Below are 22592 nucleotides of genomic sequence, written 5' to 3'. Positions count from 1 at the left end.
TTCATGCAACTTCTTCACAAGTTGAAGTAGTCTGTCCTTTTTGCAATGGTCCCATGCAACAAGCGAAACAACGGCCCAGTGAATAATCAACACTTGGGCCGTGTTTATGTGGCGTTAGCGATTTTGTTCTTAAAAACCTGTTAATCAACTGCTCCTGTTCGTTTAATTTCCACCTTTATTTTTGGTTTTATCTTTAGTGTTGGGTAATTTTGCCTTAAATCTCTTTCAGTTAAATGGGAATATTTTCTTACACTTCTTATTTTTCTTCCGATGCCAATGGGATCCGTATTAAAATTTTTTAATTCCTCAAGTATATAATCAAATTCTTTGTTTAGGGCTTCACTAATTAATTGCTCCATTTTGTTTAGTGTTTCTTTATTATTCAAAGATGTAGTGGGTTGAAATTCTAATGTTGAAACGGATATCGTTGCATTTAAATGAACAAATTCTTCGTTCTTTATTTCAATGTTTCCTTTGTACTTTATTGGATGAAGTGTAATCTTATAAATATCACTTTTAGGAAGGTTGAGTTTTGTCATACCTCTTTTCTCTAATTCATCAGCAGGAATCTCTACCGTTATATCACCTAAAAATGCATTATTATTTGTGAATAATTTTAGGTAAAAGGTGTTTATTAACGAAATAGACCCCACAATTTTATCATCTTTGAATAATGCAACACCACCTATAGAAGGTGCTACCCCATTTGCATTTTTAATCATGGGTAGTGTAGGATCAATACCTATTTCATATAGTGTAGTAATAAAATCATGTAAGTTGGAGTTGACTAACATTTCTTTCTTTTCGTGTTTATCCAATAGTTGATAGATATAGGATCCCATTTCGGGATATTCTTCATAGTTTGTATTGTTAATTGTCTCCTCAGCATTATCGGTAATGGCCAAAAAGATTAAAGAACTGATACTACTATCTCGTTGCATTGTATCCAGAAAAGAAGTAATTCCTACTGTTTCTGCCATATTTTTATTAAATAGTATGGTCCTTAATTGACCAGACGTAATGTCATGGCTTGTTTGTTCCTCTAGTTTTTGTCTGATTTGTTTACTAGTCGTTCCTTCAGCTGAAAGGGTTACACTGGTCCTTTCTTCTTGTCGGTCAAATTGTAACAAACTGATAGTGCCTTTGTATGTATTGTCTTCAAGCAAGTCATAACCAATAATCGTTGAAATCCCTTGCATTTCTATTGTTTTTTCAGGGGCCATGCATGCAGTACAAAGAAGAGAACACAGCAGAATAACAATTTTCTTCATTCTTTCAACTCCGTCTGGAACGAGCATTGATTTTTGATCTTATAAAGATGATTACATACAAGAAAATTGGATAGATAAACCAGAGAAAAAATCCAGTTTTGCCAATTTGATCAAAAAAATAATTATTATCTACTCTTTTCGTAATTAAAAAACTGCAGATAAAAAGGATAATGGAGATGAGCCATATTCCATATTTTTGTTTTATATGAAAAATCTGTTTAATACCCTTGGAAGAAATATATAGAGTGATACATAGGTTTGGAAAAATAACTAAAATCCATAATGGAACCGCAACAAATTCAAAACGTTCAATAAATGGAAAATGGACAGTGCTAATCATGCTGACAACAGGCCATACATTCTTCTCTAATTCTTTAGCGCTAAAAAATAAAATAGAAACTACAGTTGTTATTAAAACAAGAATGGTCGTAAACCAGACTGCTATTTGACTAAAAAGCTGAAGTTTATTTTTCTCCTTTATAAATGGAAAAATAAAAAGTAACGTCTCGAAACCTAACATTGTATAACTGCTCTTGAAAACTCCTTTCATCATTTCTGAAGGAGTTGTCGTCATTATAGGTAAAATCCTTGTTAAGTTTATGGTTTGAAGAGGTTGGTAAACAACAAATAGCAGCCATATAGTCAATAAAAAGGATAAGAAGCAAACACCGGTCACTACTCTAAATCCGCCTGATACAGCATAAATGGTTATCATTAATAAAGCCAATACCCCGACCCATTCATAAACGCCTTCATATCCCCATGTTAGTGACAACTCGACATAACTAATGGTAATCGAATAATGGACGGCAATATAGTAAATGACAATAACGAAGTTTAAAATACTACCAATCAAGCGTCCAAAAATATGATCATGAATTTCGAATAGAGTACCACCTTCATTTTTATTTAGGATAGATATTATTATCCATGTAATTAAGCTAACGAATAAACCAGAAAGTAAAATGGAGATCCAAGCATCTTTTTTTGATTCTAGATATATAATTCTTGGAACTCCAAGAATCCCCATACCAATTTGCGAAGTGTGTATGATAAAAAATGCCATAAAGGCGTTAACAAAACGTATATTTGATTTCATTTTGCACCTCAAAATTCATCTAAATCTGGTGAATTTTTTAATCGTTCCTTTAGGCGAATGGAGTCTTTTGTTCGATTTACTAACGGTCGTCGTATATAAAAATGATGGGGGAGACGTATTAAAAAATATTTCAAATCTTTCATTCTTAGCGGATATAGAGGGGCAAGATAAGGTTTATTTAAAGAAGTTAATTTTAACAAGTGAACCATTAGAATACATATACCGACAATGATTCCGTTTAACCCCCAAACACCTGCTAAAATAATGAATGGAAATCTAGCAATTCTGACAGCAGTGCCCATTTCATAAATAGGTGCCGAAAATGCTCCTAATGCACTAAATGCAACAATGATAATTAAAATATTGCTAGTTAACCCTGCCTCAACCGTTGCTTGACCAATAACAATTCCTCCTACAATTCCCATTGTTTGTCCTACTTTTGAAGGAAGGCGGGCCCCAGCTTCTCTAAGTAATTCAATTAAAAATTCTAGTAAGAGTGCTTCTAATAAGGGTGGAAAAGGAACTTGTGAACGTGATTGTCCAATGATAAATAACAATTTAGATGGTATAAGTTCAAAATGATAAGTCATGGCAGCCACATATATGGCTGTTAAAAATAGAGAACCTACCATAGCAAATAATCGGATAAAACGAATAAATGTACTTAAAGACCATCTCAAATAGTTATCTTCTGTTGATTCGAAAAATGAGAAAAAATTAGCAGGCCCAATAATGGCTACTGGGCTACCATCTAAAAAAACTCCAATTCTGCCGTTTAAAATCGAATAGATGAACCGATCGGGAAGTTCCGTTAAAATAAATTGTGGAAGTAAAGAGTAATGATTATCTTCAAGGCATTGAGCCAAAACGGAACTGTCAATTATATTTTCCGATTTTAATTGATTAATCCTGTCTTTTAGTGTCTGAAGAGTGTCATCGTTCGCAATATCTTTTATATATACAATTCTAACTTGCTTTTGAACGCGAACCCCAATTTTTATTTCATCTGTGCACAAATTCTTATCTTTTAGATTTTGTCTTATTATCTTAATGTTAGAAGTTAATGATTCAGTAAACGAAATTTTAGGTCCATATACTAACGATTCTGTTTCTGCTTTCTCAATAGAGCGTTCAATGGGATTTGCGCAGTTCACAATGAATCCCTTTTTCTCGTCTAAGAAATAAATATAAGCAAATCCATTTAATAGGGAAGAGATTACCTCTTGTTCCTCTATATTTACCTTTATTTCTTCTATAGGTATGTTTTTCATTAAATAGGTGTAATGTAAGCATTCTACAGAAAGTTCTTCCATGTATTTAATGACATATTCATTTAGAATCTCTGGTTTAATTAAATTCTTCATGAAAATAATATGAATCCCCTCTTGTCCAGCTTCAATCTTTCGACACTTCAAGTCGGGTGATTCATTAAGAATCGATTTAATTTTTTCATAACCTGGGAAGTTATCATTATTATGCATTTCTGTCATGATTAACATATCCTTCAACCGTTTTTAATAGTGTCTGTAAAAACAATTAATTTATACAGAATATGGATTGAAGGACAGTAAACTATTTCATCATCATGGACAGCTTAAACCATTATTGTGTCTAGATTAAGTAAGGTATCTAATAACCTCTATTTCCAATCTAAGAAATTCAGACCACCCATTCCAGAAGGCAGAATTAAGTGTCTCTCCATGGTTAGTCTAAAGGTAACAGATATTTTTAATTTCAACCTCTTTGATCTGCCTTTTTAGCATTTCTGTTTTTTAGTAATGAATTTCCATCGTAAATAAGAAAAAAACCCATGTTGGAAGTTCTTATAACACGGGTTTTAGCCTTTTTTATAAAAAAACAGAAATATTTTTAAAACAAAAATTTGTTAAATCTAGATTTAAGCATAGAACAAAAAAATAAGATTCATCAACTTATAATAATGGAGAAAGCACGCGAGCACCCTGTTCAACAATGCGCTCGGTTCTGGTACAGAGCTATTCCAATGAGCTTCGAAGAGCCTTTGCAAGTCAACTGAGGCTTCACCCACAATTCTTACATGGGTATCACGCCAGTATCCTACGTCGGGCTTTAATCCAGTATATTATCCCCAACATTAATACCACCAGTAAAAGCTTCCATATTATCGATAACGACAATCTTACAATGATCCCGGTTATTCAACGTCAATAATGAATAAAATAATTAATTACCGTGAAATATTGAGTTTGGAACCCATTAAGTAGACCAAACTTTAAGTAACATGGAACTCATAAACTATAATGGACAGTTAGATGTAACGCGGATGACGGGAAACTGTCACGTTCCGTGTGGAGCAGGGAAAAGCTGAAGATAACATCAAATGCTTACCTATTGCTAACTTATCTTGAATAAGATTTAAGCAATGATCTTCAGCAATCGGAGGCGTCTTTTTGATATGCCCCTATATATTAAGGGATTTGATATTGTTAAGGTAATGTGAAGGTTTTCGCTTAACTTACGGGTGCGTTGATCCAAGAAGGATTAATGCACTTTTTTGTTGAATTTATTCTACAAACGGTGTAGGTTAGTTTAACAAAAAAAATTATCCTTTATAAGGAGAGGGAGAAGATTTAATGGAAGTCGCTATTGTTGCATTTGATGATTTTACGGATATTGATGTTTTTTTACCTTGGGACATATTAAATCGTGTTAATCATCCTGAATGGAATGTTCAAATTTATGGGACTAAAGAAACTCATAGTTCGGTTACTGGTCTTACAGTTCCAATCCATTCATCTATTGATGAACTAAGAAATGCAGATGCAATTTTATTTGCCAGTGGTCCAGGTACGAGGAGACTATATAAGGATGAAAATTATCTTAAAAGACTAAAAATAAATCCATCGAAACAGTTAGTAGGTTCTATGTGTTCTGGAGCACTTATTTTAGGAGCTCTTGGTTTATTAGACGGTATGACTGCAACCACTTACCCAACAGCGAAAAAGGAATTACAAAAATTTAATGTTACCGTTGTCGAAGAATCATTTATTGTTGAAAAAAATATCGCAACTGCGGCTGGTTGCTTAGCCGTACAATATTTAGTTGGATGGATAATTGAAAGATTGATAAGTAAGAAAGTAGGAGAAGCAGTAATAAATTCAATTCAACCTGTTGGAAAGGGCTTATCTTTTACAAAGTAATGTTATTAATCTATCCTGAAAGAACGTAAATAAATTTTATTTTCTGTGGTGAATCTCTGCTTTATGGATGACTAACAGGTGCATTCGTATTATAAGGTTAACCAGTTTTTACTGGTTGACCTTTTTTTAATAGATTCTATTATAGCAGTAGCCAGGGTAGGACGTACGGGTGCGTGGGGCATTGATCCCGTCAACTAAACTGTCCACCCCCTACTTGTAGAAACATGTTTGAGGCTGGTTGGGACGTAGATCTCGTATAACAAGCGAAGCTATGATACTTCAAGGTGGAATAGGGGTTACTGGTAAATAAATTGTGAGAGGAAGAGATAAATAATGAATCCAGTAGTTGGTCTGGATGTTTCAAGAGGGGAAAGTCAAGTCCAAGCATTTTTAGATAAGGGTAAGCCTTACAGAAAAAGTTTTAAAGTATCGCACACCAATGAGGCTTTAGATTCCTTACTTCATTTTTTAAAAGAGGTAGAAAATGAATCAGGGTTGGAGCCAACGGTGATATTGGAATCAACGGGTCATTATCACGCTCCTATAATTCAGTTTTTAGAGGAAAAGAATTACTTGTATATTATGATCAATCCATTACTGTCTTATCAGGCAAAAAAATCGAGCTTGCGAAAGGTGAAAACAGATGCGATTGATGCTTTTCACTTATGTGAGTTGTATTACAAAGAGGATCTGGAACCTTATAAGAAAAGGGGTATTCAACTCTTAAACCTTCGTAATCTAACTAGACAACACGATACAATTACGGGTCTGTATGTGCAAGCTAAATTACAGTTCCATGCCATATTAGATCAAGTTTTCCCTGAATATAAAGGTGTATTCGGAGATATGTATTCGAAAGTCTCTTTAAATACTTTATTGGAATTTAAAACATCCGAATCCGTGTTACAAGCTGGGGAGCGTAATTTAACAGATAAGATTGCGGGTTTATGTATAACTCGTTCAGAGCGTTGGGCACATGAAAGGGCGAAGAAACTGATTGAAGCGGCACAGCGTAATCCATTTAAAAATACATTGTATCAGAGTCATTTGATAAGTCTTGAAATGTATATTCAGATGCTTCTCCAGTACCAAGAGCATCTAGCAAAGTTAGATGATCAAATAGATGCCCTGGCAGGAGAAATAGAAGAATATAAGATTATCCAATCAATCTCTGGGATTGGCAAAAAAATCGCTGCAACGATTCTTTCCGAAATTGGTGAGGTTGAGAGGTTTAATCATCCTAAAAAACTGGTTGCCTTCTCTGGAATTGATCCGAGTGTACATTCGTCTGGTAAATTTACAGCGACGATAAATCGGATTACCAAAAGAGGTTCAAGTAGGTTACGACATGCATTATATATGGCTGTTCTCTGTGGAATTAGGGGCTCTCGCAATAAGAAGTTAAAAGAGTTCTATGATAGAAAGCGAGATGAAGGAAAGCCCTTTAAAGTAGCTGTGATTGCATGTATAAACAAACTTATTCATTGGATTTATGCCTTACTAAAACGTAAAGAAACTTTCCTTGATTTAGAATAAAAGTGACAATTAAGCAATACATGAAAAACCTTCCATTACGGAATAGGAAGGTTATTTGGCATGAGCACTTTTAGTATATCATTAAGTACATAACAATTTTACAGAAAAATATTGACATCCTATTAGCTGGTTTAGTTTTATAAGATAATACCAAAAAGGCTTAGGGTTGAAAATAACTCTAAGCCTTTTTGACTGTGAAATATACTGTGATTTGTCTGTGATTTAACGTTTTGCACCTCACAAGTGAACCTGTTAGGGAACATACCCGGGGGTTCCCTTTTCAAAAATATGCTTAGTTGAGAAGTGTCGTAGTCCAGGGGACCACAAGAACCGTCCCCATGGCACCCTTGGCACCCTGGCACCCCAGGTACCTATAGCACGTTGGTCCTTAATAAATTCGGTCGCCGTTGAAGATTGAGTTTTTGACGACGACGTAGTCGACGTGGCGGATGGAATCTAGTTTGTTTCCGCCGGAGTAAGAGATAGCAGATTGTAAGTCTTGCTCCATTTCTTTAAGTGTATCTTTTAGTGAGCCTTTGTGCTCAACGTAGATTTTCTTACCTTCCACATTCTTCTTTTCGCCTTTTTGGAATTCAGAAGCGGAACCGAAATATTCTTTCACTAGTTTACCTTCAACTTCTTTTGTTTCACCAGGTGATTCTTCATGTCCAGCGAATAGGGAACCGATCATGACCATTTTCGCACCGAAGCGGACTGATTTTGCGATATCACCGTGAGTACGAATACCCCCATCTGCAATTACAGGCTTTGTTGCAGCTTTTGCACACCAACGAAGTGCTGCTAGCTGCCAGCCACCAGTTCCGAAACCAGTTTTGATTTTCGTGATACACACCTTACCAGGTCCAATCCCAACCTTTGTTGCGTCAGCTCCAGCATTTTCTAATTCTCTTACCGCTTCTGGAGTACCAACGTTACCAGCGATGACAAAGCTCTTTGGCAGGTGAGCCTTAATATGCTTTATCATTTCAATGACTGAGTTTGAATGACCGTGAGCAATATCAATCGTGATAAATTCTGGTACAAGGTTTTCTTCAACAAGTTGTTCGATGAACGCATATTCCTCAGGCTTAACACCGACGCTGATTGAGGCGATTAACCCGCGGGATTGCATATCTTTAATAAAACCAACACGTTTTTCTGGGTTGAAACGGTGCATAATATAGAAATAGCCATTTTCAGCTAAAAATAATGCGATTTTCTCATCTATAATGGTCTGCATATTAGCAGGAACGACCGGAAGTTTAAAGGTGTGTCCACCAAATTCAACTGTTGTGTCACACTCTGAACGACTGTTTACAATACATTTTGCTGGGATTAATTGAATATCTTCGTAATCAAATACATTATCCATTAAAAACACTCCTAAAACCGAATATTGTTTTCTTTGTTATTTAATAATGTTCGTACATTAGATAATGTACATGATTTTTAAAACGATGTCAAAGTTTTTTTCTTAATGGTAGCCGAACAAACGTTAACAAAGAAAAAAAGCCTGCGATTTCCGCAGACTTAAAACAAACCTATAAAATATCATTCAATTCTGAATCGGAATAGACAGAGATCAAAATCACTGCCGTTGTTTCTCCTATGTTTTTTACAAAATGGGGAACACTGGCATTCCAGCTGAAGGAGTCTCCTTCTTCTACGACAACGGAATCCTCTCCTTGTTCCGCGAGAATTTTTCCTTTTAAGACTAAATGACATTCTTCTCCTTCATGAGCGTTCGGTTCTCCCATGGAAGCGCCTGGCGGACATTCGACAATCATCATGCGCAAGCCACCCTTGGAGGTGAGATGTTCCACTTGTAAATGATTAAAAGATGTTTTTGTACGAGCATCCTTACGAACAACCCGCATATGTTCCTTCTTTTCTAATAATAAGTAGGGAAGCGGAACTTCTAAGAAATCCGAAATTGTTTTTAATGTATTAATTGATGGAGAGGTATTGTTATTTTCAACATTGCTGATGAATCCCTTGGAAAGGCCAGTACCTTCACACATTTGGGCGATGGTTATTTTTTTGCGATTTCGTATTGCGCGAATTTTAGTGCCAATATCCATAATTTGTACCTCACTTGTATTCTAGTAGGAAACATATTTTTATATTAGCAAAAAAACTGTTGACAATCTACCATAGGTCTTGTTATCTTATAAACAACAAATATTCATATTATGAAACAAACCCTAGAGGTTTTCTTTTTTTGCCTTCGTGTTTCTTCATACGAATATTTTATTTCTATATAAATACTACGCTGTGGGGATACTTTAACTAAATATGATGAAGGAAGGACTGATTTGAATTGAATTCACCTTTTGTTTATGAACTACGTAATCCTTCAACAATTGAACCGAATAAAAAATACCCTGCGTTGTTTTTAATGCATGGGATGGGGAGCAATGAACAAGATCTCCTCTCATTAACAAAAGGCTTGGAGGAGTTATTTTATATTTTTAGTATTCGTGGGCCATTACCACAACCACCAGGCTATGCCTTTTTTACAATTGAAGGTTATGGCAAACCGCACAGAGAAGTATTTGACCAGAGTATTGATCAACTCACACATTTTCTTGATTATACTGCGCAAAGCTATCCGATTGATCAAGAAAACGTCTATTTACTAGGATTCAGTCAAGGAGCAATCGTTTCGATGACTTTAGGGCTTTCATTAGGAGACAGAATTAAGGGCATTGTCGCTTTGAGCGGGTATATTCCTCGATTTGTAAAAGAGGAATATGACATTCAATCTGTCGAAAATCTTTCAATCTTTATTTCGCATGGGCAACAAGACCCTGTGTTGCCGTATCAATGGGGAGTGGAGAGCAAGGAGTTTTTTGAAAAGCTTGGAGCGAATGTGAGCTTTCATTCCTATCCAGAAGGACACACCTTATCACTACAAAATTATCGTGATTTGAGGGAATGGATCACGAACGAATTAAAAAATGGAGGAATTGGAAATGGAAAATAAAATTGAATTAGGTAGTTTAATTATAAGAGTTGTGTTAGGGATTACATTTTTTATTCATGGACTTGTGAAATTTCAAGACGGAATTGAAAACACGGTTGGTTGGTTTGACAGCATTGGACTACCAGGTGTTTTAGCATATGGCGTAGCAGGTATTGAACTTGTTGGTGGAATTATGTTAGTTCTTGGATTATTTAGTAGAATTGTGTCAATCCTATTTGCAATCGTAATGGTTGGTGCCATTGTTAAAGTGAAACTTGCAATAGGCTTTTTAGGGAATGGACAAATGGCAGGTTATGAATTAGATTTAGCGTTTCTAGCAATGGCTGTGATGCTTGCTATCACAGGTTCGAAGGCATTTGCTCTTGATCAACTGATTTCTAAAGGAAAAGAAAATACAACACCTTCTATTAATTAAGGAAAAAAAGCATTACCTTTAAAAATAAGGTAATGCTTTTTTACTTGAATTCTACATTAATCACCACAACCTCAGATCTCGTTCCAAGTCGAAGGGGAGGTCCCCAAGTTCCAAATCCAGAAGAAACGATGGAATGCATATTTCCTTTTTTCAATAAACCGTAGTCATTCTCATAAAGCATGTTAGTGATTAGATTTCCAGGAAAGACTTGTCCACGATGGGTATGTCCTGACAGAAGTATGTCGATCCCGTTTGCCTGTGCAGCATCTAATTCATTCGGCTGATGATCGAGCATAATCATCGGTTTGGATGAATCAAGTGTTGAAACTAGCTTCGTCATTTCGACACGATTTTTATCTGTATCATCATTTCTTCCTATTATATAGATTTCGTTTTCAATCATCGTCACTTCATCAGTTAAAACCTCAATCTCGAGCTCCTCCATTTCTTCGACAATTTTTTTGTTATCCTGCCCGTAGTAGTCATGATTTCCAAGTGTGGCATAGACGCCAAGTGGTGCGTCGATTTTTCGCATCATCTCACCCATGTTTTCTTTCAAAAATGGCTCAATGTGATCATCGATAAGATCTCCAGGGATCAACACAATATCTGGACGAGTTTCTTCTACTAAATGGACAAATTTTTCAAGATGGTTTTTACCGACGATACTCCCGAGGTGAAAATCAGAAGCCATTAAAATTTTCAACCGATCCCGTTCGACATTTTTGTCGATCGAAAGTTGATACGTTTGTACAACAGGACTCCAAGCATAGAAAGTTCTGAAACTAAAGATCAAGATGTACACCGAGAGTAGCACGAATCCAATTGCACGAATGCCTTTCTTTTTTAATCTAAAAAAGAGAAGGGTAGCGATTGGTAGGAGGATAAGTCCAAATCCTGCGAGGAGAAGCCAATAATACCCGATCGTTTGTAGAATAGCTGATGATGTCGAGTAACCAACAAAAATGGTTAAGGATAAAACCAGAATGACTAAGGTATATGTCTTTTTATGTCGAAAAGAAAATGAATATTTGAGCCACACCCATCCCATATACCCAAAATAAAAGCTCATACCACTATAAAGCAAGAGAAATAGGAGAATTGCTAGAATAAACATAGTTCGAATAGCCCTTTCCATTTAAAGTAATTCCTTTTATAGTAGTATAATTGAAAGGAATCTTTACGTCTTTGTTTTTGCTTTCTTTTGTAAAGAAAAAATGATCATAAATAAGAAGGATGTAACGTATTTTATAAAAGTTTGTAAATACGGTGTACAGGCTGGTGTGTAAGGGAATACATAAGTTGCAAGAAAATTTCGGGGTTTTCTAGAACTATTGACTTTTTGACGAAACGTAGTAAAGTAAGTGAATGTATCGCTTATGTAAATTAAATTACATTTGTTAATAATTTGTTCATATTTGCTTGGTAAAATAGTTTTTACGATTTTAGTTATTGAAATAATTTTTGTTTAGATTGAAGGTAGGTGCAATCATGAAAAAGAATTTTCTAAAACGTGGTCAAAATATCTTCACTAGCTTTTTTGGCTTCTACTTATTAGCAGTGTTATTGCTTTGGATTAAAACATTCATTTCACAATCAACCGAATTTAACTTAAATATTGATAATTCATTACAGACTTTTTTATTGATTTTGAATCCTCTTGGATCGGCTTTATTCTTTTTAGGTCTAGCATTCTTAGGGAAAGAGAAAAAGAGAAATAGACGACTTCTCATTCTTTATTTTCTAATGTCTTTCCTTTTATACGCGAATATTGTTTATTACCGTTTCTTTAGTGACTTCATTACATTGCCAACATTGTTCCAAACACAGAACTTTGGTGATGTGAGTGGAAGTGTTGTTTCACTTTTAAAACCATATGATTTCTTATTCTTTATTGACTTTTTCGTCCTTCTAGGACTGGTTTTATTTAAAAAAGTGAAGACTGAGACGACAGCAAGTAGTATGAAAGGTTTAAAAGTAGCTGCATTATTTGCATTTGCGATTTTAATTTCAGTTGTTAACCTTACTCTTGCAGAGGCTGATCGTCCACAGCTATTAACACGTGGATTTGACCGCCATTATATCGTGAAATATTTAGGTATGTATAACTACACGATTTACGATGCAGTTCAAAGTACAAAGGCTTCTACACAAAGAGCATTAGCGGATAGTAATGATAGCATTGAAGTAATTAACTATACAAAAGCAAACTATGCTGAGCCAAATCCAGAATATTTTGGAGCAGGTAAAGGCATGAACGTTATTTATCTTCACCTTGAGTCCATGCAAAATTTCTTAATCAATTACAAGCTAAACGGGGAAGAGGTAACACCTTTCTTAAATTCATTAGTGAATGAAGGAAATACACTTTACTTTGATAATTTCTTCCATCAGACTGCACAAGGTAAGACAGCTGATGCGGAATTTCTTCTTGAAAACTCATTATATGGTTTACCGCAAGGATCAGCTTTTACAACGAAAGGCTTGAACACATATCAAGCTGCTCCAGCAATCCTTGGACAAGAAGGTTATACATCTGCTGTATTCCACGGAAACTCAGGAAGTTTCTGGAATCGAAATGAAATTTATAAGTCATTTGGTTATGATCATTTCTTTGATTCAAGTTATTATCAAATGAATCCAGAAGACCTTGCTGAATATGGACTAATGGATAAACCATTTTATGAGCAATCAGCAGATTTATTAGACACATTACCACAGCCGTTTTATACAAAATTTATTACTGTAACGCATCACTACCCATATAAAATTAATGAAGAGGATGCAACGATTGCGCCTCATACAACAGGTGATCGTTCTGTTGATGGATATTTCCAAACGGCTCGATATGCAGATGAAGCATTAGAGCAATTCTTCAATGATTTAAAAGAAAAAGGCTTATACGATAATTCAATTATCATTATGTACGGTGACCATTATGGTATTTCCGAAAACCATAATAAAGCCATGAGGCAAGTGCTGGAAAAAGAAGAAATTACACCATTTGATAGTGCTTCCCTTCAACGGGTACCATTGTTCATCCGAGTTCCAGGTATGGAAGGTGGGGTTCAACACCAATATGGTGGACAAATTGACCTTCTGCCAACACTCCTACACTTACTTGGAATTGATACGAAGGATTATATGCAATTCGGAACAGACTTACTTTCTGAACAACATGATCAAGTGATTCCATTCCGTAATGGTGATTTCGTAAGTCCAACTATTTCCGCAGTTGATGGAAAGTTTTATGATTCAACAACAGGTGTTGAAATCACAGAAGACCAGCTAGACACTGCGAAAAAGCTTCAGGACATCGTAGAAGAAAAGTTAGCAACTTCTGATAAGGTTGTAAATGGTGACTTGTTACGATTCTACACACCACAAGGATTTGAGCCGGTTAATCGTTCAGATTACAATTATTTGATTGATGGTGAGGAATCAGCCGAATAATGATTAAAAAGCTACCTAAGGATGTTTCTTAGGTAGCTTTTTTGATGGGCAGACACCATTTTGGGGCAGGATAGGTAAATAAGAACACGATTCGACGTGTAGTAAGGGGAAATTGGCATGGAGAAAAATAAACATACGGGTGACCGCAGATATAAGGTCGCTAAAAAGGAAGCATTACTTGGAATCGGTTTAGCGGTTTTCAATTTCATATGGTGGTTTGGCTTTGCATATGGATTCGGGTCAGAGCCAGTTTCAGAATATACATATATCGCAGGATTACCAAGCTGGTTTTTTTACAGTTGTGTTGTTGGTTTTATTGTGGTGGTCTTGTTGGTGATTATTCTTGTAAAAGTGTTCTTTAATGAGGTACCGTTTGATGAAGAAGAGGGAGGGGACTCGTTATGAATTGGGAAGTATTAATCCCTTTCCTTGGTTTACTAGTGATTATTTTTATAATTGGAATTTATGCAGCAGGCCATTTAAAGAATAGCTCCGGATTTCTTCAAGATTATTTTTTAGGAAGCCGTGAGTTAGGTGGTTTTGTCCTAGCTATGACAATGGTTGCGACGTATGGAAGTGCAAGTAGTTTCATCGGTGGCCCTGGTGCTGCGTACACGATTGGGCTTGGGTGGGTACTTCTTGCCATGATTCAAGTGGTCACAGGGTATTTTGTTCTAGCGGTGTTAGGGAAAAAATTTGCGATTGTTGCCCGTAAAATAAATGCTGTCACCATCATTGACTTTTTAAAGGAGCGCTATAACTCGAAGTGGGTTGTTTTACTATCAGCGGGAAGTATTATCATTTTTCTATTTGCTTCCATGATTGCCCAATGGGTTGGGGGAGGCAGATTAATTGAGTCCTTAACAGGCTTGTCGTATACGAGTTCATTATTCATTTTTGCAATTTCCATTTTAGTTTATGTGACGATTGGTGGTTTTCGTGCCGTTGCTCTAACAGAGACGATACAAGGCATCATCATGTTTATTGGGACGTTGATTATCCTCATTGGAACGATTATTGCAGGTGGAGGAATCCCAGCCATTATCAAAGAACTTATTGGGCAAAATCCAAATCTCATATCCCCGTTTGGACATGATCAATCTCTTACTCCCATCTATTTATCTTCGTTTTGGATTCTTGTTGGGGTAGGCGTTGTTGGGTTGCCTCAAATTGCCGTAAGAGCGATGTCGTATCGTCATGCAAAAGCGATGCACCAGGCGATGATTATCGGAACCATTGTTGTTGGATTTATTATGCTTGGCATGCATTTATCAGGAGTTTTTGCAAGAGCTATCATTCCAGGGATTGAAGTTCCTGATACCGTTATGCCGTTGTTAGCCATGGAAGTATTACCCCCATGGTTGGCTGGAATTGTTCTTTCCGCACCAATGGCGGCGATCATGTCTACTGTTAACTCGTTATTATTAATTGTAGGCTCTTCCATTGTGAAGGATGTGTATTTAAATTACATAAAGCCTGATGCAACAGATCAAGCTGTAAAAAGAATAAGTATGAGTGTTACAGGGCTCGTGGGTATTTTGGTGTTTTTTCTATCCATCAATCCCCCTGACTTATTGATTTGGTTAAATCTGTTTGCGTTCGGCGGGCTTGAGGCTGCCTTTATTTGGCCGGTTGTACTAGGCTTATATTGGCGAAGGGGGAATAAGTATGGAGCCATCTCCTCAATCATCGTTGGAGTAGGTAGCTATATCCTGATCCATACCACGAATCCAGAGCCCTTTGGTATGCATTCCGTTGTTTTGCCTGTGTTTTTCTCGCTTATTAGTTTTGTGGTCGTAAGCCTGCTGGTGAAGGAAAAAGACCTTGAACATTTACGGAATATTGATGCGAAGTTTTCATAATCGACAAGTGCAAAGCGCTTGTCATTTTTTTTATGATAGATCGGCCTCTAGCCAATTTTCTCGGTTGGTGAAGGCAGTTAAAGGATAAAGTTAAAATATAAAAACGGGGCTGTCCAAAAAGTCATTGAAAAGTGACTTTTGAGGACAGCCCCTCATTTTTTATATTTATTGGGTCAACTAAAACTAGGTTGTTGATTTCCGCTGCAGGTACTCGCTTTCCGCGGGCGGTCCCGGAGCCTCCTCGTCGCAAGCTCCTGCGGGGTCTCCCCTGGCCACGCTTTGCCCGCAGGAGTCTCGTACCTTCCGCTCCAATCAACAAGGTTACAAGATTCAGTAGTCTTTACACCAAAATTTTTTAAAAAAACGCACAAAAAAATCATCCTTTTTAGTAAAATGAAGTTACCACACAACATTCCAGAAAGGATGATTTTTAATGAGCAATCAACTGATTACTAATGAAAATTATAACATGCAACCTTCCTTTTTTCCAGAGTACGAGGAGGAAAAATTAGAAGTTCAAAAAGTAGATAAGCAAGAAATTGAAAAGCAAAAAGAACCTAATCCAAGACAATTAGCACCTACATTCAAACCCTACGATAATCGACAAATTCAAATGATTTATGATATCGAATCTCTTATTCCAGAACATCACGAAGCCCGTGTAGTAGACGAAATGGTTGAAGCTATTCCTGATGAGAATCTATTTTCGTACTATGTAGGTGGTGGCAGAAGTAGTTACCATCCCAAAATGATGCTTAAAGTCATTCTTTATGGTTACTCCCAAAAAGTATATTCGTGCCGTGGAATCGAGAAATTAACAACTGAAAGTATCCCCGCCATGTGGTTATCAGCAATGCAACAACCAGATTTCCGTACAATCAATGAGTTCCGTGGGGGACGCATGAAAGACTTTATGGATGAACTCTTCGAAACTATGATTCACAAGTTAATTGAAGAGAACTACATAACATTCGAAAATTACTTTTTGGTTGGTACTAAGATTGAAGCCAATGCCAACAAGTTTAGTTTTGTATGGAAACGGGCGACTTCAAATTTTGAAGAGAAACTAAAAGAAAAAATCAAGGAAACCCTTCAGCATATACACGAATTAATGCAGTCAGAAGCACAACCAGCAGATCAAGAACAAGAAATCACTGGACAAGAATTAGTAGAAGTTGCCGAAAAACTCGAGGAAAAAGTTGAGGCATTAACAGAGGTAATTGATAGCGAAACGGATAAAGACGTTCGAAAAGAAAAAAGGCAAGAACGCAGTCAATTAAAGAAATCAATCAAACAAATCCGCGAGGATTTTATACCTCGATTGACCAAGTACAAAGAACAAAATGAAATATTCGGTGATCGTAATAGTTATTCTAAAACGGACAAAGATGCCACCTTCATGCGTATGAAAGAAGATCATATGAAAAATGGACAACTTAAGCCAGGATATAACGTACAAATAGGAACTGAAAAACAGTTTATTCTTAATTATTCAATCCATCAACGCCCAACGGACACTCGCTGTTTTATCCCGCACATGGAAAAGCTAGCCAGATCCTCTCTACCAATGCCTAAAGTAGTGAGTGCAGACGCTGGATATGGCAGTGAAGAAAATTATCTGTATGCCGTTGGTGAGGAGAGAGAGCAACGATTCGAGTTTCTTATCCCTTACGGGAGCTATGTAAAGGAACAAACACGCAAATATAAAAAAGACATCAAAAACGCAAAAAACTGGACTTATGTGGAAAAGGATGACTGTTTTATTTGCCCGAACGGAATGAAAGTGACGTTTAAAAAATACTTAAACAAAAAGAATCAGTCTGGCTTCGAGCAAAGTTTCAAAATATATGAATGTGAAGATTGTACAGATTGCCCACTAAAAGCACAATGCACAAAAGCAAAAGGCAATCGTCAGGTTCACTGGAATACAATCTTTGAAGAAATGAAAGCCAAGGCGAAAGCAGCCCTTGAATGTGAAGAAAAGGCCGCTATCTACGCTCAACGTAAAGTTGAGGTAGAAAGTGTGTTCGGTCACATCAAGGGCAATAGGTCGTTCCGCAGATTTTCCTTGCGGGGGCTCGACAAAGTACATGTCGAGTTTGGGATTGTGGCATTAGCCCACAATATGCTGAAAGTAGCAGGCATCCGCCAGTTACTTTCAGAGAAAAATCGAAAAACTCAAAAAGGGCAAGGGAGAAAAACGAATTGTTTTTCCCCCTTGCCTTATTTTTTAGGACTTATCGGACAGTCCCTACCTCGAATAAACGCTATCACAAGTGTTAGGCGCTGGTTCATAATAGCAATGATTTTTAAATTGGCCTGCAAATGGTTGACCGTACCATGTAGGTGGACAAGGACCATACGGGTTAAAATACCAAAGAGAATATTTGGAAGGGTGTTCCCTCCAATAGTCTAATGTCTTCTTCGCGAGCCTTTTTTCCACAGTTCTAGCAGGATTATAAAACAAGTTGCCTTTTTGGACTGCTTCGAATGAATAATTTCCACCTTGTACATGAAAAATCACTTGCCGTATGGACCTTAGATCTTTAAAATCTAAACAATCGGCTACTGCGCGATTTACAATGACATTACCAACCATCAGCATCCCTTGTCGCCCTTCAGCCTCAGCCTCTGCTCGCATCATCCTTGCCACTAAATTTACATCATTGTCCGTATATTGTACTCTAGGCATTTTCATCACCCCTACAAGAATTGTATGAATACTTTCTCCAAAAAAGTCGGTTTTAAATTATTTTTGTTTACGTTTCAAAATAAAGAGCTTGTATTCTGAATAAAACGCAAATTACTAGTTGACAATGTTATGAAAAAAATGGTAATCTTCAAGAACACTAATAAAAATTTTACAAAGGAGGAAAGGACAATGAGAGACATGAAAACACGTAAACTACACAACAATTTTATACATTGTCCATACCTATATTTGTAGAATTGTAGATTCCTCATGAAATAACAGGTATGGTACGCCTACTATACCTTTACAAAAGATGCATGCTCTTTTTAGGGTATGCATCTTTTTTGTGGAATTTTTTAGTGAATAAGTCTAGCTACGGGCGCCATCGGCTCGAGGTCATAAGCCAATACCTTCAGAAGGCAAAATGCGCCTTCTATCAGGTCTCGTCTTATGCTTGTCGCCGATAAGCAGGCACCCTGCGCTTTTCAAACATGAAAGGGAGTAGAGACAATGTGGAAAAAGCGAAGAGTATTGATTTTTAACAAGGAGTTGCTAGACAGTGGGTAGCTCAGGGCTTTCAACTGTGAACGAGAAAGAAGGTATGAGAAATGTTTGAAGTATTAGGTAAACTTGGTTGGTTTTTTAAAAAATATTGGTTGCAATATACAATTGCTATCGTCTTGTTAATGATCGCCACAGTGTTGGAAGTAATTCCACCTTATTTACTGGGCTCCATTATCGATGTTTTAACAGCAGGAGAAATGACTAGGAATGTATTGATTCAATATATTTTAATATTCGTAGCCATTATCGTTTCTGGCTATTTCTTAAATTTCTTTTGGCAGTACCGATTATTTGAAGGTTCCTTAAACCTTGAAAAAGTCATGCGTCGTAAGTTAATGCGACAGTTTTTAAAAATGACACCTACCTTTTATGAGAAGAACCGTACTGGTGACTTAATGGCCCGTGCAACAAACGATTTGAATTCCGTTTCACTAACCGCGGGTTTTGGGATTATGACATTGATCGATTCCACCTTATTTTTAGGAACGATTATTTTAGCAATGGGAATTATGATTTCGTGGAAATTAACGTTCTTTTCAATGCTGCCGGTTCCGATTATGGCCGTGCTCATTCAATATTTAGGGAAAATTGTCCATGAACGATATATGAAAGCCCAAGATTCATTTGGAGAATTGAATGATGATGTTCTAGAATCTGTTGCAGGTGTGAGAGTCATTCGCGCCTATGTCCAGGAAAAGAAGGATGAACAAGTCTTTGCTGATAAAAGCGAAGAGGTTTACCAGAAAAATATGCATACAGCGAAGATTAATGCTTTGTTCGGCCCGATTACGAAAGTCGGAACAGGTATTAGCTATGTCGTAGCACTAGGATATGGTGCATTTCTTGTAGCAAATGGTGAAATGACAGTAGGTCAGCTTGTTACATTTAATGTCTATCTAGGTCTTGCCGTATGGCCCATTTTTGCAATTGGTGAACTAATCAATGTCATGCAGCAAGGGAATGCTTCACTGGATCGTGTGCAAGAAACGCTCAATTATGAGGCAGATGTTAAAAATTCAAATGATCCAGTTGCTGTTTCGACACCGAATAAGATTGGATTTCATGATTTAATGTTCCAGTATCCAACGAGTCAGGTGAAAAACTTACAGAAGATCACCCTGTCCTTAAAAAAGGGAGAAACACTTGGTATCGTTGGGAAAACAGGTGCTGGAAAAACCACATTTTTACGACAATTACTACGCGAATATCCATTACAGGAAGGGCAACTCAGTATTGCTGGAATTGATATCGCGTCACAGACGAAGGAACAAATACTTGATTGGATCGGATACGTTCCACAGGATCACGTGTTATTTTCACGGACGATTCGAGAAAACATTTTGTTTGGTAAAGAAGATGCTACGGATGCAGAAATCGAGAAGGCGATTCATTTAGCATACTTTAAAAAAGACTTGGAAAACTTACCAAGGGGACTTGAAACCCTTGTAGGTGAAAAAGGGGTTTCCTTATCTGGAGGACAAAAGCAACGTGTGTCCATTGCACGTGCACTTATCAAAGACCCTGAAATCTTAATCCTGGATGATTCGCTATCCGCGGTTGATGCGAAAACAGAGGCACGCATCATCGAAAACATTCAGAATGAGCGAAGTGACAAAACAACGATTATTACGACACATCGTTTATCTGGTGTTCAACACGCTGATCATATTATCGTGCTGGATGAAGGGCAAATTACAGAACAAGGGACTCACGAAGAACTTCTAAGACAAAATGGTTGGTATAAGGAACAATTTGACCGTCAGCAGCTAGAGGAGGGTCGGGCATGAGTACAGGTAAACGATTAACAAAATATGCGATGTATTACAAGAGACCTATTTTTATTGGACTGTTTTTCTTAACGATTGCAGTCTTTACGGATTTAGCAGGTCCATTTATTGCGAAGTACATCATCGATGAATATATGGTCATTGGAAATATTGAAATTCAGCCAATTGCCTGGTTGCTTTGCTTATACCTCATTTTAGCCATCGCAACTGCGATTTTACGATATTTCATGTATATTTATTTACAAGTGGGAGCGAATCGGGTCATCCAAAAATTGCGTAGGGATGTATTTGGGCATATCCATACATTGCCGATTCAATTTTTTGATCAACGGCCAGCCGGAAAAATTGTCGCACGGGTTACGAATGATACAGAAGCCGTTCGAAATCTATACGTGCAGGTGCTTTCAAACTTTGCCACAAGCTTTATTTCAATAGCGGGTGTTTATATTGCCCTATTTATACTCAATTGGAAAATGGCAATGCTTGCATTACTCATGATTCCGCTCATTTATGTATGGATGATTTTATACCGGAAATATGCATCACAGTATAATAAAGTGATTCGTAAAAAAATTGCGGACATCAATGCGATGATCAATGAGTCCATTCAAGGAATGACGATTATTCAAGCCTTTCGTCGTGAAAAGCAAATGACGAAGGAATTTGATGATATGAATAATGAGCATTATGCATATGGGCGAAAACTTTTATTATTAGATTCTGCCACTTCATTTAACTTAGTAAATACTTTACGTCTCATGATGTTCACCGTTTTCATTGTTTATTTTGGCACACAATCATTATCGGTAGGTGAGGTTGCCTCGGCTGGTACATTGTACGCATTTGTTGATTATTTAACAAGATTATTTAATCCGATAACAAATGTAGTGAATCAGTTTTCCCAATTAGAACGCTCTCTTGTAGCCGGAAAACGAGTATTTGATGTATTAGATTTAAAAGGGGAAGAGGTATCCGAGGAAACCATGCCAAGATATGATGGCCATGTGGTATTCGAGGATGTCACTTTCGCCTATAAAGACGATGAATATGTATTAAAAAGTCTCTCGTTTGAAGCAAAACGTGGTGAAACGGTTGCTTTGGTTGGTCATACCGGTTCTGGAAAAAGCTCGATCATGAACTTGCTTTTCCGCTTTTATGATCCATCCATAGGAAAGATTTATATCGATGGAATCGACATCACGACCTTGCCAAGACAGACCATTCGTCAGCATATGGGAATCGTCTTGCAAGATCCGTATTTGTTCACGGGTACGATTGCCTCAAATGTAAGTTTGAATGACCCGAAGATCACACGGGAAACAGTAGAGAAAGCATTACAAGCAGTTGGTGCAGAACGAGTTCTTAAGAATCTGGAAAAAGGAATCGATGAACCGGTAATTGAAAAAGGAAGTACACTTTCATCAGGTCAACGTCAGCTTATCTCATTTGCACGTGCACTTGCGTTTGACCCAGCGATTTTAATACTTGATGAAGCGACTTCCAATATTGATACGGAGACCGAAGAGATTATTCAACACGCGATGGATGTTCTTAAGAAAGGGCGCACAACCTTTATTATTGCTCACCGCCTGTCAACCATCAAAAATGCCGATCGCATACTTGTATTAGAGCGAGGAGTCATTAAAGAACAAGGAACCCATGATGAATTATTGGCTCACGGCGGTATATATGCAAACATGTATCGCATGCAAGCACAGTCCCTATATGCGTAAGTTTTTTGGACCACA

Annotated in this window: 16 protein-coding genes and 2 pseudogenes; 10 read left to right on the top strand and 8 right to left on the bottom strand. The window is 37.0% G+C overall.

From position 1 onward, the window contains the following. Positions 1-140 precede the first annotated feature (140 nt). The 4 genes and pseudogenes from DZB84_RS03405 to DZB84_RS25535 form a co-directional block, all read right to left on the bottom strand. Positions 141-1271, bottom strand: a complete 1131-nt coding sequence (locus DZB84_RS03405; RefSeq protein ID WP_116350832.1) for a Ger(x)C family spore germination protein — start codon at positions 1269-1271, stop codon at positions 141-143. Positions 1272-1275: 4 nt separating this feature from the next. After that, complete coding sequence (locus DZB84_RS03400) at positions 1276-2370, bottom strand: GerAB/ArcD/ProY family transporter (protein ID WP_116350831.1); 1095 nt, start codon at positions 2368-2370, stop codon at positions 1276-1278. Positions 2371-2378: 8 nt separating this feature from the next. After that, complete coding sequence (locus DZB84_RS03395) at positions 2379-3860, bottom strand: spore germination protein (RefSeq protein ID WP_116350830.1); 1482 nt, start codon at positions 3858-3860, stop codon at positions 2379-2381. A gap of 491 nt (positions 3861-4351) precedes the next feature. Further along, positions 4352-4548, bottom strand: a pseudogene (locus DZB84_RS25535) (phospholipase D-like domain-containing protein); the annotation flags it as partial. Positions 4549-4982: 434 nt separating this feature from the next. Between DZB84_RS25535 and DZB84_RS03390 the strand changes: the two are divergent. Together DZB84_RS03390 and DZB84_RS03385 are read left to right on the top strand one after the other, a co-directional pair. Continuing rightward, on the top strand, positions 4983-5549 hold the full coding sequence (locus DZB84_RS03390; protein ID WP_116350829.1) for a DJ-1/PfpI family protein: 567 nt from the start codon (positions 4983-4985) through the stop codon (positions 5547-5549). 333 nt (positions 5550-5882) lie between these two features. Further along, entirely contained in the window at positions 5883-7085 is a 1203-nt protein-coding gene (locus DZB84_RS03385; protein ID WP_116350828.1) for an IS110 family RNA-guided transposase, read from the top strand. Between the two features lie 388 nt (positions 7086-7473). Here DZB84_RS03385 and guaC read toward each other — a convergent pair whose 3' ends face one another. Further along, entirely contained in the window at positions 7474-8457 is a 984-nt protein-coding gene (gene guaC / locus DZB84_RS03380; RefSeq protein ID WP_116350827.1) for a GMP reductase, read from the bottom strand. Positions 8458-8626: 169 nt separating this feature from the next. Beyond that, a complete protein-coding gene (locus DZB84_RS03375) occupies positions 8627-9166 on the bottom strand; it encodes a helix-turn-helix domain-containing protein (RefSeq protein WP_116350826.1) in 540 nt (179 codons plus the stop codon). 239 nt (positions 9167-9405) lie between these two features. On the opposite strand from DZB84_RS03375, the gene DZB84_RS03370 reads away from it, so the two are divergent. Both DZB84_RS03370 and DZB84_RS03365 read left to right on the top strand, forming a co-directional pair. Beyond that, the gene (locus DZB84_RS03370) at positions 9406-10071 is read left to right on the top strand and encodes an alpha/beta hydrolase (protein WP_116350825.1); all 666 of its coding nucleotides are present in this window, start codon (positions 9406-9408) and stop codon (positions 10069-10071) included. Continuing rightward, positions 10061-10486 (top strand): DoxX family protein, encoded by a 426-nt coding sequence (locus tag DZB84_RS03365; protein ID WP_116350824.1) that lies wholly within the window; start codon positions 10061-10063, stop codon positions 10484-10486. Before DZB84_RS03370 ends, DZB84_RS03365 begins: the two co-directional genes overlap by 11 nt. A 40-nt stretch (positions 10487-10526) precedes the next feature. On the opposite strand, the gene DZB84_RS03360 is transcribed toward DZB84_RS03365, so the two are convergent. Then, positions 10527-11624, bottom strand: a complete 1098-nt coding sequence (locus DZB84_RS03360; RefSeq protein ID WP_223254363.1) for a metallophosphoesterase — start codon at positions 11622-11624, stop codon at positions 10527-10529. Positions 11625-11977: 353 nt separating this feature from the next. Between DZB84_RS03360 and ltaS the strand changes: the two genes are divergently transcribed. The 4 genes and pseudogenes from ltaS to DZB84_RS25155 all read left to right on the top strand — a co-directional run. Continuing rightward, complete coding sequence (ltaS, locus tag DZB84_RS03355; protein WP_116350823.1) at positions 11978-13939, top strand: lipoteichoic acid synthase; 1962 nt, start codon at positions 11978-11980, stop codon at positions 13937-13939. Between the two features lie 117 nt (positions 13940-14056). Next, positions 14057-14344 (top strand): YhdT family protein, encoded by a 288-nt coding sequence (locus DZB84_RS03350; RefSeq protein WP_116350822.1) that lies wholly within the window; start codon positions 14057-14059, stop codon positions 14342-14344. Next, positions 14341-15801, top strand: coding sequence for a sodium/pantothenate symporter (gene panF, locus DZB84_RS03345; protein ID WP_116350821.1), 1461 nt, complete (start codon positions 14341-14343; stop codon positions 15799-15801). The genes DZB84_RS03350 and panF overlap by 4 nt, the downstream gene beginning before the upstream one ends. Before the next feature lie 433 nt (positions 15802-16234). Then, positions 16235-17929, top strand: a pseudogene (locus DZB84_RS25155) (IS1182 family transposase); the annotation flags it as partial. Positions 17930-18052: 123 nt separating this feature from the next. On the opposite strand, the gene DZB84_RS03335 reads toward DZB84_RS25155, so the two are convergent. Then, positions 18053-18493 (bottom strand): cell wall hydrolase, encoded by a 441-nt coding sequence (locus DZB84_RS03335; protein WP_116350819.1) that lies wholly within the window; start codon positions 18491-18493, stop codon positions 18053-18055. A 608-nt stretch (positions 18494-19101) separates the two neighbouring features. Here DZB84_RS03335 and DZB84_RS03330 point away from each other — a divergent pair. After that, the gene (locus DZB84_RS03330) at positions 19102-20844 is read left to right on the top strand and encodes an ABC transporter ATP-binding protein (protein ID WP_116350818.1); all 1743 of its coding nucleotides are present in this window, start codon (positions 19102-19104) and stop codon (positions 20842-20844) included. After that, positions 20841-22577 (top strand): ABC transporter ATP-binding protein, encoded by a 1737-nt coding sequence (locus DZB84_RS03325; protein WP_116350817.1) that lies wholly within the window; start codon positions 20841-20843, stop codon positions 22575-22577. The genes DZB84_RS03330 and DZB84_RS03325 overlap by 4 nt, the downstream gene beginning before the upstream one ends. The last annotated feature ends 15 nt before the right edge of the window (positions 22578-22592 follow it).

The sequence above is a fragment of the Bacillus sp. HNG genome (assembly GCF_003400205.1).
Taxonomy (GTDB): domain Bacteria; phylum Bacillota; class Bacilli; order Bacillales; family Bacillaceae_L; genus Ferdinandcohnia.
Note: the sequence above shows the minus strand (reverse complement) of the source record. Positions and strands in the feature narration are given on the sequence as shown.

Coding starts and splice junctions, on each gene's coding strand:
- DZB84_RS03405 (WP_116350832.1), bottom strand. CDS start 1,271: ATGAAGAAAATTGTTATTCTGCTGTGTTCTCTTCTTTGTACTGCATGC.
- DZB84_RS03400 (WP_116350831.1), bottom strand. CDS start 2,370: ATGAAATCAAATATACGTTTTGTTAACGCCTTTATGGCATTTTTTATC.
- DZB84_RS03395 (WP_116350830.1), bottom strand. CDS start 3,860: ATGACAGAAATGCATAATAATGATAACTTCCCAGGTTATGAAAAAATT.
- DZB84_RS03390 (WP_116350829.1), top strand. CDS start 4,983: ATGGAAGTCGCTATTGTTGCATTTGATGATTTTACGGATATTGATGTT.
- DZB84_RS03385 (WP_116350828.1), top strand. CDS start 5,883: ATGAATCCAGTAGTTGGTCTGGATGTTTCAAGAGGGGAAAGTCAAGTC.
- guaC (WP_116350827.1), bottom strand. CDS start 8,457: ATGGATAATGTATTTGATTACGAAGATATTCAATTAATCCCAGCAAAA.
- DZB84_RS03375 (WP_116350826.1), bottom strand. CDS start 9,166: ATGGATATTGGCACTAAAATTCGCGCAATACGAAATCGCAAAAAAATA.
- DZB84_RS03365 (WP_116350824.1), top strand. CDS start 10,061: ATGGAAAATAAAATTGAATTAGGTAGTTTAATTATAAGAGTTGTGTTA.
- DZB84_RS03360 (WP_223254363.1), bottom strand. CDS start 11,624: ATGGAAAGGGCTATTCGAACTATGTTTATTCTAGCAATTCTCCTATTT.
- ltaS (WP_116350823.1), top strand. CDS start 11,978: ATGAAAAAGAATTTTCTAAAACGTGGTCAAAATATCTTCACTAGCTTT.
- DZB84_RS03350 (WP_116350822.1), top strand. CDS start 14,057: ATGGAGAAAAATAAACATACGGGTGACCGCAGATATAAGGTCGCTAAA.
- panF (WP_116350821.1), top strand. CDS start 14,341: ATGAATTGGGAAGTATTAATCCCTTTCCTTGGTTTACTAGTGATTATT.
- DZB84_RS03335 (WP_116350819.1), bottom strand. CDS start 18,493: ATGCCTAGAGTACAATATACGGACAATGATGTAAATTTAGTGGCAAGG.
- DZB84_RS03330 (WP_116350818.1), top strand. CDS start 19,102: ATGTTTGAAGTATTAGGTAAACTTGGTTGGTTTTTTAAAAAATATTGG.
- DZB84_RS03325 (WP_116350817.1), top strand. CDS start 20,841: ATGAGTACAGGTAAACGATTAACAAAATATGCGATGTATTACAAGAGA.